This window comes from Streptomyces sp. NPDC104309, assembly GCF_055584025.1.
On sequence record NZ_JBVJMV010000041.1, the window covers coordinates 57,279 to 69,357 of the forward strand.

General features: G+C 70.0%; 13 protein-coding genes and 1 pseudogene. 8 read left to right on the forward strand and 6 right to left on the reverse strand.

What is annotated here, in order from left to right:
• Nucleotides 1-5: 5 nt before the first annotated feature.
• Together ACZ68L_RS37140 and ACZ68L_RS37145 are read right to left on the reverse strand one after the other, a co-directional pair.
• Nucleotides 6-749 carry an amino acid ABC transporter ATP-binding protein gene (locus ACZ68L_RS37140; RefSeq protein WP_469586545.1) on the reverse strand — a complete coding sequence of 248 codons (744 nt, stop codon included), beginning with the start codon at nucleotides 747-749 and terminating at the stop codon, nucleotides 6-8.
• 123 nt (nucleotides 750-872) lie between these two features.
• The gene (locus ACZ68L_RS37145) at nucleotides 873-1,313 is read right to left on the reverse strand and encodes a DUF6278 family protein (protein ID WP_469586517.1); all 441 of its coding nucleotides are present in this window, start codon (nucleotides 1,311-1,313) and stop codon (nucleotides 873-875) included.
• Between the two features lie 586 nt (nucleotides 1,314-1,899).
• Between ACZ68L_RS37145 and ACZ68L_RS37150 the strand changes: the two genes are divergently transcribed.
• Together ACZ68L_RS37150 and ACZ68L_RS37155 are read left to right on the forward strand one after the other, a co-directional pair.
• On the forward strand, nucleotides 1,900-3,078 hold the full coding sequence (locus ACZ68L_RS37150) for a Cmx/CmrA family chloramphenicol efflux MFS transporter (RefSeq protein WP_469586519.1): 1,179 nt from the start codon (nucleotides 1,900-1,902) through the stop codon (nucleotides 3,076-3,078).
• A gap of 217 nt (nucleotides 3,079-3,295) precedes the next feature.
• Nucleotides 3,296-3,538, forward strand: a complete 243-nt coding sequence (locus ACZ68L_RS37155; RefSeq protein WP_469586547.1) for a mycoredoxin — start codon at nucleotides 3,296-3,298, stop codon at nucleotides 3,536-3,538.
• A 19-nt stretch (nucleotides 3,539-3,557) separates the two neighbouring features.
• Here the strand turns inward: ACZ68L_RS37155 and ACZ68L_RS37160 are convergent, their stop codons facing one another.
• The 3 genes from ACZ68L_RS37160 to pcaDC are packed head-to-tail and all read right to left on the reverse strand — an operon-like array spanning nucleotide 3,558 to nucleotide 6,323.
• Nucleotides 3,558-4,337, reverse strand: coding sequence for an exodeoxyribonuclease III (locus tag ACZ68L_RS37160; protein WP_469586522.1), 780 nt, complete (start codon nucleotides 4,335-4,337; stop codon nucleotides 3,558-3,560).
• A 48-nt stretch (nucleotides 4,338-4,385) separates the two neighbouring features.
• A complete protein-coding gene (locus ACZ68L_RS37165) occupies nucleotides 4,386-5,033 on the reverse strand; it encodes an MBL fold metallo-hydrolase (RefSeq protein ID WP_469586525.1) in 648 nt (215 codons plus the stop codon).
• Nucleotides 5,034-5,045: 12 nt separating this feature from the next.
• Nucleotides 5,046-6,323, reverse strand: coding sequence for a bifunctional 3-oxoadipate enol-lactonase/4-carboxymuconolactone decarboxylase PcaDC (pcaDC, locus tag ACZ68L_RS37170; protein ID WP_469586528.1), 1,278 nt, complete (start codon nucleotides 6,321-6,323; stop codon nucleotides 5,046-5,048).
• Between the two features lie 418 nt (nucleotides 6,324-6,741).
• Here pcaDC and ACZ68L_RS37175 point away from each other — a divergent pair.
• The 5 genes and pseudogenes from ACZ68L_RS37175 to ACZ68L_RS37195 all read left to right on the forward strand — a co-directional run.
• Nucleotides 6,742-6,906 (forward strand): annotated as a pseudogene (locus ACZ68L_RS37175) (DUF4277 domain-containing protein); the annotation flags it as partial.
• 55 nt (nucleotides 6,907-6,961) lie between these two features.
• Nucleotides 6,962-7,834, forward strand: a complete 873-nt coding sequence (locus ACZ68L_RS37180) for a transposase (protein WP_469586531.1) — start codon at nucleotides 6,962-6,964, stop codon at nucleotides 7,832-7,834.
• Nucleotides 7,789-8,235 (forward strand): phosphoketolase family protein, encoded by a 447-nt coding sequence (locus tag ACZ68L_RS37185; RefSeq protein WP_469586549.1) that lies wholly within the window; start codon nucleotides 7,789-7,791, stop codon nucleotides 8,233-8,235. Before ACZ68L_RS37180 ends, ACZ68L_RS37185 begins: the two co-directional genes overlap by 46 nt.
• 37 nt (nucleotides 8,236-8,272) lie before the next feature.
• Nucleotides 8,273-9,040, forward strand: a complete 768-nt coding sequence (locus ACZ68L_RS37190; protein WP_469586550.1) for a phytanoyl-CoA dioxygenase family protein — start codon at nucleotides 8,273-8,275, stop codon at nucleotides 9,038-9,040.
• Between the two features lie 134 nt (nucleotides 9,041-9,174).
• Nucleotides 9,175-9,735, forward strand: a complete 561-nt coding sequence (locus ACZ68L_RS37195; RefSeq protein WP_469586552.1) for a class I SAM-dependent methyltransferase — start codon at nucleotides 9,175-9,177, stop codon at nucleotides 9,733-9,735.
• A gap of 91 nt (nucleotides 9,736-9,826) precedes the next feature.
• Here ACZ68L_RS37195 and ACZ68L_RS37200 read toward each other — a convergent pair whose 3' ends face one another.
• Nucleotides 9,827-10,315, reverse strand: a complete 489-nt coding sequence (locus tag ACZ68L_RS37200; RefSeq protein ID WP_469586534.1) for an NUDIX hydrolase — start codon at nucleotides 10,313-10,315, stop codon at nucleotides 9,827-9,829.
• A gap of 441 nt (nucleotides 10,316-10,756) precedes the next feature.
• On the opposite strand from ACZ68L_RS37200, the gene ACZ68L_RS37205 reads away from it, so the two are divergent.
• Nucleotides 10,757-12,079, forward strand: a 1,323-nt coding sequence (locus ACZ68L_RS37205; protein WP_469586537.1) for an ATP-binding cassette domain-containing protein, incomplete at its 3' end; no start/stop codon positions are given.

Consider the following 12,079-nt stretch of genomic DNA (forward strand, 5'->3'; position numbering starts at 1 on the left):
CCCCGTCAGTGCTTGAGGATCTTGGACAGGAAGTCCTTGGCACGGTCACTCTCCGGAGCGGTGAAGAACGCCTCGGGAGTGCGGTCCTCGACGATCCGGCCGTCGGCCATGAAGACCACGCGGTTGGCGGCGGAGCGGGCGAAGCCCATCTCGTGGGTGACGACGACCATGGTCATGCCGTCCCGGGCGAGCTGTTGCATGACCTCCAGCACCTCGTTGATCATCTCCGGGTCGAGTGCCGAGGTGGGCTCGTCGAAGAGCAGCGCCTTGGGGTCCATGGCGAGGGCGCGGGCGATGGCCACGCGCTGCTGCTGGCCGCCGGAGAGCTGGGCGGGGAACTTGTCGGCGTGCGCGGCGAGTCCGACTCGCTCCAACAGCGCACGGGAGCGCCGGTCGGCCTCGTCCTTCTTCCGCTTGCGGACCTTGAGCTGGGCCAGCGAGACATTGGCCAGCACGGTCTTGTGCGCGAACAGGTTGAACGACTGGAAGACCATGCCCACTTCGGCACGGAGCTGGGCCAGTCCCTTCCCTTCCTCGGGAAGTGGTCTGCCGTCGATCGCGATCCGACCCGACTCGATGGACTCCAGCCGGTTGATGGTCCGGCAGAGCGTCGACTTACCGGAGCCGGAGGGGCCGATGACCACCACCACCTCCCCGCGGCCGACGGCGAGATTGATGTCGCGCAGTACGTGCAACTGTCCGTAGAACTTGTTGACGTCCCGCAGCTCGATCAACGGATCGACGGCCATACGCTGCCCCACCCACTTGTCGCTATGTCGAGGTCAGCGCAAACTATCCAGCGCGAAAAGGGACTTCACTTCCGACACGCACAAATGGGGCATAAGGCTTCTTATCTGGTTTTATTTGGGGCTCTATCCTTCAGCCGACTCCGCATACACCTGCGAGAGCTCGGGACTGCCCGCCATCGCCCAGTCCAGCCCGGCCTCGACCACGTCGATCTCCCGCCCCGAGGCGAGCCGCACCACGGGCTGCCCGCTCGGCCAGATACTCCAGACCGCACCGGAGACGTTGCGCACCAGGACGGTGCCGAGGTAGAGCCCCGCGTCGTTACCGAGCCAGGGCAGTTCCTCGGGATCGTCGCGCCAGCGCGGCGGCAACTGGTCGAGAGCCGCCAACGAGGCCGGGCTGTCGTCGAGTTCGAGCCCCCGCTGCCCCGCCCGGACACGCAGCAGCTCGCACTCGGCGAGAAGCTCGGCCACGCCCTCGGGATCGGCCGCGACGGCGGCGGCGAGCCCCGCCCCTCGCGTACCGTCGTGACGCTTAAGCCAGTTGTCCAAGAAAGGGATGTTCATACCACTCAGGGTCGCACCCTCCGCGTGCTACGCACCACAGGGCGCGCGGCCTGTCGTTCGAGTGCTGAACCGGACGCGAGCGCTCTTGCCGCGCGCCGACGTGCGCGCCGTCCGCGCGCCCGGGGCGGCGCACGGTCGCGCGCCCCCTCGCAGCCGCCCACGCGGCGGGTCCGGGCACGGCACGGAGCCGTCGCCACTGCGGGCCCCCTGGCGGAAAACAGGTGGAGCCCGGAGATCCGAGCTGGTAGTTTCACGATCATGTCCAGCCCCGAGTCCGACAGACACTAGCCACCGGTCCGCCGGTGGCCAGAATCGTCGGCGAACCGAACCCGCACGGTCGAGTACCGGTCGCGAGGTCGTTTCGACCCGGCTGCCACCTCGCCGGACCACCGCAGTGTGGGCTGCGTTTTCCCGTACGCGCACGTGACACATCCGTGCGCGGATCCTCCGGCTCCGGCGCCTGCCGCGTTGCCGGGTTCCGTCCATGACCACCATGGACGTTCTTCCGCGTTGCCGCTCGTCATCACGTTCGGGCGCGGCCCACACCCCTGTCCGGTCCATCCATCAGCCGTCCATGGGGTTCCTCATGCCATTCGCTGTGTACGCACTCGGGCTCGCCGTCTTCGCCCAGGGCACATCCGAGTTCATGTTGTCCGGTCTCGTCTCGGACATCGCCGCCGACCTCCACGTATCCATTCCGGCAGCGGGGCTGCTGACCTCGGCCTTCGCGGTCGGGATGATCGTCGGGGCGCCAATGATGGCGCTCTTCAGCCGCACCTGGCCGCGCCGCCGCGCGCTGTTGTTCTTCCTCTGTGTCTTCAGCGCCGTCCATGTCGTCGGCGCGCTCACCCCCGGCTACGGGGTACTCCTCGCGACCCGGGTGGTCGGGGCGCTGGCGAACGCCGGCTTCTGGGCCGTGGCGCTGGTGACCGCGGTCTCCATGGTCGGCCCGGAGGCCCGAGCACGCGCCACGTCCGTGGTGGTCGGGGGCGTCACCATCGCCTGCGTGGCCGGAGTGCCCGCCGGTGCGGCGCTGGGCGGGCACTGGGGGTGGCGGTCGGCGTTCTGGGCCGTGGCCCTCGTCTCCGTACCGGCCGTCGTCGTGATCGCCCGGACGATTCCGGGAGCACGGCCGGAGGCCGCACCCGCGCGCGCGAGCGTCGAACTGCGGACTCTGGCCCGTCCACGACTGCTGCTCACCCTGCTGACGAGCGCCCTCGTCCAGGGGGCGACGTTCTGTGCGTTCTCCTACTTCGAACCGCTCGCCACCCAGGTCACCGGGCTCGGGGACGCCTGGGTGCCCGCCCTCCTCGCGCTGTTCGGCCTGGGTTCGTTCGTCGGGGTCACCGCTGCGGGCCGGCTCGTCGACGCACGGCCCCTCGCCCTCACCACGGCCGGCCTGGTCTCCCTCGCCGTCGGCTGGACCGGGTTCGCGCTGAGCGCGGGGAGCCCGTTCGCCACGATCGCGCTCGTGTTCGTCCAGGGGATGCTCGCCTTCGGCACCGGGACGGCGCTGATCTCCTGGGTGTTCCGGCTGGCAGCCGACGCACCGACCCTGTCCGGCTCGTTCGCCACGGCCGCGTTCAATGTGGGCGGCGCGCTCGGCCCCTGGTTCGGCGGACTCGCGATCGGTGCGGGACTCGGCTTCCGGTCACCGCTGTGGGTGAGCGCGCTGCTGATGGTCCTGGCGCTGGGCACCGCCTGGGCGTCACTGGGCACGCGCCGTGCCGTCGACCGCGGTCGGGACGGAATTCCCGCGGTGTGACGCCAAGGGATGAAGCCCCGCCCGGCGCTGAACGGGCGGGGCCGTCCTGGTCACAGCAAGCAGCCAGCAAGCGGGATAGGACACGAACCACCGTATCGGCGGCCACTGACAACGACGCCGTGGGCCGGGCTCCGCCATCCTTCGGACGCCGACGGCGCACTAGGATCTGCCGCACACACGCGAACAGGGGGATCCGGTGACCGAGGACCGCGATGGCATGGTCGTCTACTGGCGGCCCGGCTGCCCGTACTGCATGAAGCTGCGTCTGCAACTGCGGCTCACGAAGTTGAGGTACACCGAGGTGAACATCTGGCGCGACCCCGAAGCGGCGGCGTTCGTCCGGTCCGTGGCGGACGGGAACGAGACCGTGCCGACGGTCACCGTGGCGGGCAGGCCCATGGTGAATCCCTCCAGGCGCCAGGTGCTGGAGGCCGTCCGCGCCGGGGCTTCGCAGAAGTGAGCCCCGGCGGGGCGAGCCGTCACAGATCCAGGTCCACGACCACCGGGGCGTGGTCGGACGCGCCCTTGCCCTTGCGCTCCTCGCGGTCCACATAGCTGTCCCCGACCGCCGCGACGAAGGGCGCGTTGCCGTAGACGAGGTCGATGCGCATGCCCTTGTTCTTCGGGAAGCGCAGCTCCCGGTAGTCCCAGAAGGTGTAAGGACGGTCGTACTTGAGCGGGCGGGGCATGACGTCGGACAGCCCCTCCTGGCGCAGCGCGGCGAGCGCGGCCCGCTCGGCGGGCGTGACATGGGTCGCGCCCTCGAACAGCGCCGGATCCCATACGTCCTCGTCGGTCGGGGCCACGTTGAAGTCGCCCAGGACCGCGAAGGGCCGCGGTCCGGCGGCGTCCACCGCGACGGACTTCTGCAGGGCCTCGAACCAGCGCAGCTTGTACGCGTAGTGCGCGTGCTCGATCTCGCGGCCGTTGGGCACGTACACCGACCAGACACGGACCGGGCCGCAGGTCGCGGAGATCGCCCGAGGCTCCTCCACTCCTTCGTACCCGGGGCCTTCGGGCAGCCCCTTGACGACATCGGCCAGGCCGACCCGGGACACCAGCGCGACCCCGTTCCACCGGCCCGTGGCGTTGACCGCGGATTCATAGCCGAGCTCGCGGAGCGCGTCCGCCGGGAACTGTTCGGCGGCGCACTTGGTCTCCTGGATGCACAGCACATCCGTGCCGGTGCGCTCCAGCCAGGCCAGCAGCCTCGGGAGCCGGGCGGTGATCGAATTGACGTTCCAGGTGGCGATGCGCATGTACGTAAACCTAGCCGCTCCCACTGACAGTCGCCGGACCGGTGGCGCTCACAGGCCGGTCGAGTCCCCCGGGGTCAGCCGGCCGTGGTCGGTGCCGCCGAGGCTGCCGATCTGGGTGTCGTAGATCGGGCGGGCCAGATCGGTGAGCAGCGCGTCGTGGATGTCGATGGCGCGGCGCGGCGCGACCTCGCGTACGTAGTCGATGACCTCCGAGATCTTGTTCCAGGGCGCCATCACCGGAAGCATCAGTGTGTCGACCGGCCGGTCGGGGACGGTGAGGGCGTCGCCCGGGTGGAAGACGGAACCGTCCACCAGGAAGCCGATGTTGGTGATCCGCGGGATGTCCGGATGGATCACCGCGTGCAGTTCGCCGTGCACCTGTACGTCGAAACCCGCGGCGGAGAAGGTGTCGCCGTGACCGACGGTGTGGACACGGCCGGGGAAGGCCGCGGCAAGCCGGTCGGCGACGCTGCGCAGGGTCCAGATCTCGGCGGCCGGGTTGGCCTCCATCCCGGCGCGCAGCCGCTCCTCGTCGAAGTGGTCGGGGTGCTCGTGCGTCACCAGCAGCGCGTCCGCGCCGACGGCGGCGTCCTGCTCCGAGAAGCCGCCCGGGTCGATGACGAGCGTCTGCCCGTCCTTCTCCAGGCGGATGCAGGAGTGCGTCTTCTTGGTCAGTTTCAGGTGCACGGGGTTCATGGCCCCATCCTGCTACGGACGGGGCGTCGTTTCTTCCTGAATCACGGTCTGGGCGATCGAGAACGCGGCGCTCGCGGCCGGTACGCCGCAGTACACGGCGGTCTGCATCAGCACCTCCTTTATCTCGGCGGGGGCGAGGCCGTTGCGCAGCGCGGCCCTGACGTGCGCGGCCAGGCTCTCCAGACGGCCGGAGGCGACCAGCGCGGTGAGCGTGACACAGCTGCGGGTGCGGCGGTCCAGGCCCTCCCGGTTCCACACCTCGCCCCAGGCGTAACGCGTGACCAGTTTCTGGAAGTCACCGGTGAAGTCGTCGGCGCCGGCCATGGCCCGGTCCACATGGGCGTCGCCCAGCACCTCGCGGCGCGTCTTCATGCCGGGCTCGTACGGGTCGGTACGTCCGGTGGTCCCGGTCTCGGGCTGTGCTGTGGCGGCGGTGATCTCCGCGACGGGCAGCACGGGGGCTGAGAGCTGCGGGGTGTGCGGCGGTACGGGGATGGCGGCGAGGGTGTCCTGCCAGGCCGTGGAGAAATGGGTCAGGAGCAGATCGGTGACGGCTCCGGGCTGCTCGACCGGGGCAAGGTGCGAGGCGCCGGGGACGAGGGCGAGCCGGGCGTCCGGTATGCCCGCGACCAGGGTGCGGGCGTCGCCCGGCCCGGTCACCTGGTCCTCGGCACCGACCAGGACGAGGGTCGGAACGGTGATGCGCCCGAGTTCAGCGCGGATGTCGAAGGCGGCGAGGGCTTCGCAGGCGGCGATGTAGCAGCCGGGATCGGTGGTGCGGACCATCTGGACGGCCCACTCGACGATGGCCGGCTGGGCGGCGGCGAAACCGGGAGTGAACCAGCGCTCCGGTGCGGTCCGGGCCATCGGCTCCAGACCGTTGGTGCGGACGACCACCCCGCGCTGGCGGAACTCGTCGGCGCTGCTGAACCGGGGCGAGGCGGCGATCAGGGCGAGCGAGGCGACCCGGTGCGGGTGACGCAGTGCGAGGTCGGCACCGATCGCGCCGCCGATGGAGCAGCCCGCGTACCCGAAGCGCTGGACGCCGAGTCCGTCGAGGGTGGCCAGCAGCCGGTCGGAGAGCTCGATGACGGCGGAGGCCGGGTGGGCGGGGGCGCCGCCGTGGCCGGGAAGGTCGAAGCGGAGGACTCTCCAGTGCTGGGTGAGCTCCGGTATCTGCCGATCCCACATGTGCCATGTGGTACCGAGATAGGGGCCCAGGACCAGGACCGGTGCGTCTTCTGGCCCGTCAAAGCGGTATTGCAGGGTGTTCGGTGGTGTCTCGGTCACCCGTCCGACCCTCTCATCTGTCACGAGATGTCACAGCACTGGGGTGGACCACGCAGGTCTTGGCTCTCTCGCCACGGCAGGTCCGGCACTGACGGAACCATCGAGAGTAAAAGTATGCGCTCACCGGCGTGCACGCGTGACCGTGTCGACAGTGCACCAGCCAGGCACGTGCCCTCCCTCAGTTCCCACGAGTAAGACGTTGCTCCTTGGCCACGACCTCCAGGTAGTCGGGTTGCACCAGCAACTGTAGTGACACGGGCCAGGCTAGGCCGATCCTCCGCACATAGCCGAATCGGATGAGCTGATGAGCTGGCCGGTACTTCGGTGGGTGTGGGTCGTTGTTCTGGACGTGTCGATATCTCGTTCACGTCGTTCCCGGGTCCAGCGCCCCCGTATGTCGGTGGAGTTGGCGCCTGTGATGGAGAGGCGTCTGGGCGCTCTGCCTGCCTCTGCCGAGTTTCTGCGCCGGCTGGACGTGGCGGGGATCATCGACGATCTGTGCACTGTCCGTGAGGTGGCTCATCTGACGTACGGGCAGGTCGTCGAGGCGCTGATCGCCAACCGGCTGTGCTCGCCGACCTCGATGGTGCGGGTGGAGGACTGGGCGCGGAAGTGGGCTGTCGAGGAGGTTTTCCGGTGTGGCCGTCACCCGCGACGGTGGCATCCCCGTCTTCCACCGGGCCTACGACGGCGGCGCGGGCGAGGTCGCCCAGGTCGTCGGCGCGATAAAGGCCCTGCGGAAGATCGCCGACCGCAAGGACTTCCTGCTCGTCGCGGACTCTAAACCGGTGTCCTACCCGAACATCACCGCCCTGCTCGACGCCCGGGTCGGATTCGTCGCCCCCATACCCGCGGCCCAGGTCAAAGCCGACTTCTACGCCACTGTCGACCTCGGGGCCGCCGAGCTGGTCGACTACGTCAACGACCGCGACCGCGAGCGGGACACCCCCGCCGACCAGCGCCAGTCCTACCGGGTCCTCGAAGACGTCCACACCATGGCAGGACCGCGCAAGCGCGACCCGGTCCACCACCTGCGCCGGATCCTGGTCCACTCCACCGGCAACGCGGAGGGCCGGCGCAAAGCACGCGCCAAGCGTCTGGCCAAAGCCGCCGAGGATCTGGAGAAACTACAGAACTCGGCCGGCGGCCGGTACTACACCACCGCCGAGAAGGTCCAGGCCCGGATCGGGGTGATCACCAAGTCCCGCCGGGTCGCCAGCTGCCTGCGCACCACCGTCACCGTCGGCCGCGACCAGAAACCCGCTCTGGCCTGGCGCTTTGACCAGGACGTCCTGGCCGCCGAAGCCGCCGCCGACGGCTGGTACTCCCTGGTCACCGCTCTGACTCCGGAACAGGCCAACACGGCCGAGGTCTTCCGGCGCTACAAAGGCCGGGCGCCGGCAAGCACACGAACGCCCACCACCCGCTGGACACCCTCGACGAGGAACTGCGCCACGGCATCGCGATCTGGCCCCACCTCACCCACCCCGGCCTCGACGAGCCCGACCTGATCCTCGCCTCCGCAGGCGACCTACCCGCCGAGGCCCTGACCACCCTCGGCCGACGGCTGCGCGCCGAACGCCCCGGCCTGCGCCTGCGGCACATCCACGTCCACGACCTCACGGCCCTCGCCGAGGACGGCACCCGCCCTCTCGCCCTCGCCCCGGTCGAGTTCGCCCGCCACTTCGGCACCCGGGCGCCGGTCGTCCTGGCCACCAGCGGGCATCCGGCCGACATCCACGCCCTCCTCGGCCGCCGCCACCCTGGGCCCCGGCTCACCGTCCTCGGCTACCGCGACCCCGGCCGTCCCGTCTCCCAGAACCACCTTCGCCAGCTCTGCGGCCTCGACGACGCCGGCCTGTGGCAGCTCGCCACCACCCTCACCGACCCCCCGAAGGAGATACCGGCGTGAGCATCCCGCTCCCACCCGTCGCCCCGACGCCGACACCATCAACGCGTTCGAACGCGACGGGTACGCGATCAACCGCGACGCGATCACCCCCGACCTGCGCGACCGGCTCCTAACCGCCGCTGAGAAGCTCCTGGCCAGCGACATCGCCCAGGGCCGCGACCGAGGAGGCGATGGCAAGGACGGCTTCCGCGGATGCCTCAACCTCGACCGTACGTTCCTCCCGCTCCTGACCAACCCCCGCACCCTGCCCACCGTCGTCCGCCTCCTCAGCCCCAACATCCACCTGCTGTCCGCCCACCTGATCTCCCTGCCCAGCGGTCCGCCACGCACCATCCGCACTCCCCAGCGTCCTGGCTGGCACCGAGACATGTATGGCGTAACCGCAGACCTCGGCTTCGCCCAGACCCCCCGCATGGCCATCAAGATTCCCCACTACCTCACCCCCGTCACCCCGGACTGCGGAGTGACGATGTTCCTCCCCGGCAGCCACCGCCTCACCCAGGAACCCGCCATCCCAGCTGGCGCCATCGACCCGCCCGGTGCAGTCACTCCCGACATCAGCGGCACCGACACCGTCCTGTTCGAGAACCGAACCTGGCACGCCGGGCGCAGCAACCTTTCGCGTCGCCCCCGCATCGCACTGATGCTCCACCCAGTCGACGACCCCGCCACCCATCTCCTCGACAATTCCTCCCTCACACCGATCGAACAGCAGCTCCTCGGCAAACCTGACCGTCGGCGAGACGGCTCACTCGCCAAAGGACGAGGTGCCGCGCCCATGTACGCCTGGTGGAACAGCAGCTGATCTGACCGCCTCAAGGTCGCGCTGCGCCGCGGTGACCTCACCCTGCCCGGCCCGGCGATAGCCACCGCCGTCCTCGGTCCCGCCTTCGACCCAGGCACCATCCGTACGGCCACCGCACCCTGAACGATCCACGCCTGTCCTGGGTCACCGCCCCCGCCGAGGACCTGGCCGACCACGCCCCGGCCGGCGGCGTCGACGTCGTCGTGTGCAACTCGGCCATCTGGAAGACGGACGTTCCTGCCGTGTTCGCCGTGGTGCGCCGCGTTCTGCGGCCCGGCGGCCGGTTCGTGTTCAACGTCGGCGGCGGATTCGCCGGAGTCACCCACCCGGACGGACAGACCCGGCCCGGCAGTCCCTCGCTCGGCTCGCTGATCGAGCAGATCGCCGCCCGCGACTACGGCACACCCCCGGCGCCTGCGAGCGGCACCCCCCGGCTGCCGCTCACGGCCGTCACGAGCCACCTGGCCGTGGCCGGGCTGACGCTGCTGGAAACGGACGTCACGGCCCAGCACACCACCATGGCTGAGCGGAGGGCCTGGCTGTCCATCCCGGTCTTCGCCCGCTCGGACAGCGGCTTCTCCTACGAACAGCAGATGGCGATCCTGCAGGAAGCGTATGCCCAGACCCGTCCCGACGACGTCACGGTCACGAGCTGGCTCGTCGTCGTCGCTCAACTCGACGGATCCCAGGCGTGATCGGCGGAAGCCGGACCGAGGGCGTTGAGCCTCGCCGGTGCGCAGCATGATCTGGTGCGGCGGCCGACCCGAGTCGTACGGCTCTGCGGGGTCAGCCCGCGTGGGCCGGCCTGCTGACTGCCCGGGCGATGCGGTGGCCGACCAGCCGTTCGGCATCCGTGAGTGGATACCAGGCGGCACCGGTCACCTCCGCTTCCTGGATCTGGCCCACGTCCGCGTGGTCCGTCGTGAAGGCAAACCCGATGTCGAGGTGGTAGTGATCCGGCTCGCCCTTTGCCGGGCGCGCCGGAACGCGCCCGTACTCGACATACGCGGGCACCGGATCCGCAGGGAACACTGCCCCGGGGTCGAGGCCGGTCTCTTCGGAGAGCTCGCGCACAGCCACGTCGATCAGCGTGGTGTCAGTCGGCTTGAGATGGCCGCCGGGCTGCAAAGTGATCCCGTAGGCCCGGTGTTCAATCAGCAAGATCTCGGAGCCGCCACGCACCAGCAGCGCACCGACCGTCACGTGCATCGGGAAGCTCCGCCGAGAGGCGAAGTTCTCCCCGCTGGAGAGCATCTGCACCGGCTGGGACAGCAACTCGGCCTCATCCGGGTAGCGCTCCAGGTAAGCGGCCAGGGCGTCCGAGATGGCGGCATCACTGATCGCCGCGGGCCACCTCCGCTCCGGTCCGGGAGGGAAGCTCCCGGCCACCGACCGCTCGGATACGGGCAGCGAGCACGTGCACAGTCAGCTCCAGCAAAGGTCCGTGGCGTACGGGGAGGTTCGCACTCTACAAGTCGAGTGCGAGCCGGTGCGGGCCAACGCGCCCATCCCGGGCGCGTGAGCACCATCGTCGGCGATTCGGCCAACCACCCACATTCGCACACCTGTTGCGCGGGCTGGGTCCATGCATCCTCCACACGCCGCCACCCGCTCTATCTCGGGATTCCAGGACCGACTGAAACACATGTGTTCGATATCCCGGCCGGGTCGTTGAGCCTCACGACCACGCTGGACGACCGTCAAGGGGGACCCACGTTGACCTCGGCCGCTACGAACGAACACCAGGCCACCGCGCCTCCTCCGCCACCGCCGGCGGAGATCACCTACAGCGGGCAGTACTCTGTCAATCCGCTCGCCGAGGTCTCCTTCCGGCGGATGTGCGCGCAGATCCCGGCCGTTCTGCGCCGGATCGCCCGGCTGTCGTGGCGAACCGACCGACGGGCCGTGCAGCTGCTGCTCGGCTGCCAGGTGGTCACGGGCATCTCGGCCGCAGTGCTGCTGACCGCCACCGCCCACGCCATGAGGCCGGTTCTCGGCAACGGCTCCGCCGGCGACCGGCTGCACGGAGCTGTCCCGGCGCTGGTGGTGGTCGCCTTCGCCGCCGCGCTGGGCCGCGGCGCGGCGGCGGTGGCCACGTACGCGGAGCGGCGGATCACCCCACGGCTGACGACGGAGACGGACAGCGCTCTGGTCGAGGCGGTGTGCCGGGTGGAGGCGTCCGCGTACGCGGAGGAGGGGTTCTCGGACCGGCACGAGGCAGCCGAGATGGGGGTGATCCGCACCCAGGTGATGGTCACCGACGCCCAGCGGTTCCTGTCCGCGCTGATCCGGATGGTCACCGCCGGTGGGGTCCTGTCGGTGCTGAACCCGCTGATGCTGCCGCTGCTCCTGCTCGCAGTGCTGCCGGCCGGTGTGGGGGCGGTGCTGACCGCCCGGGTCGACTACGAGATCCACTACGCCAACGTCGCGGACCGCAACGTGCGCGGGATGATGCGCTGGTGGGCGACCACGTCGAAGTACGGCGACGAGGTCCGCGCCAACTCGATGACCGACTACCTCGTCTACTGGTACCGAGCCCTGTCCGACCGGTGCGACCGGCGCACCCTGGCCGCCGCGCCGCGGACCCTGCGGATCGCTCTCATCTCCGCCGTGGCCGGCGGCGTGTTCCTTGCCGCGACCTGGGGAGCCCTGGCGTGGCTGTCGATCTCGGGTCGGATCGAACTGGCGGTCGCGGCCACGGCCGTCATCGCCGTGCAGGCCACGCTCGCCGCGCTCTCCCAGGTCGTCATCAACGGCGCCGCGGTCTTCCACACCAGCCTCTACCTGAGCGACATGCAGGCCTTCCTCGACAACGCCGCGGCCCGCACCCCCAAGCGCGGGCCCGGCAGGCCAGGTGACCGGGTCGAGCAAATCCGGCTCGAAGAGGTCTCCTACCAGTACCCGGGCAAGGACAAGCCCGCCGTCGACGGCGTCTCCCTCACCCTGGAGCGCGGTCAGATCCTCGCGATCGTCGGCGCGAACGGCTCGGGGAAATCCACACTCACCCGCCTGCTCACCGGCATCTACCTGGCGGACAAG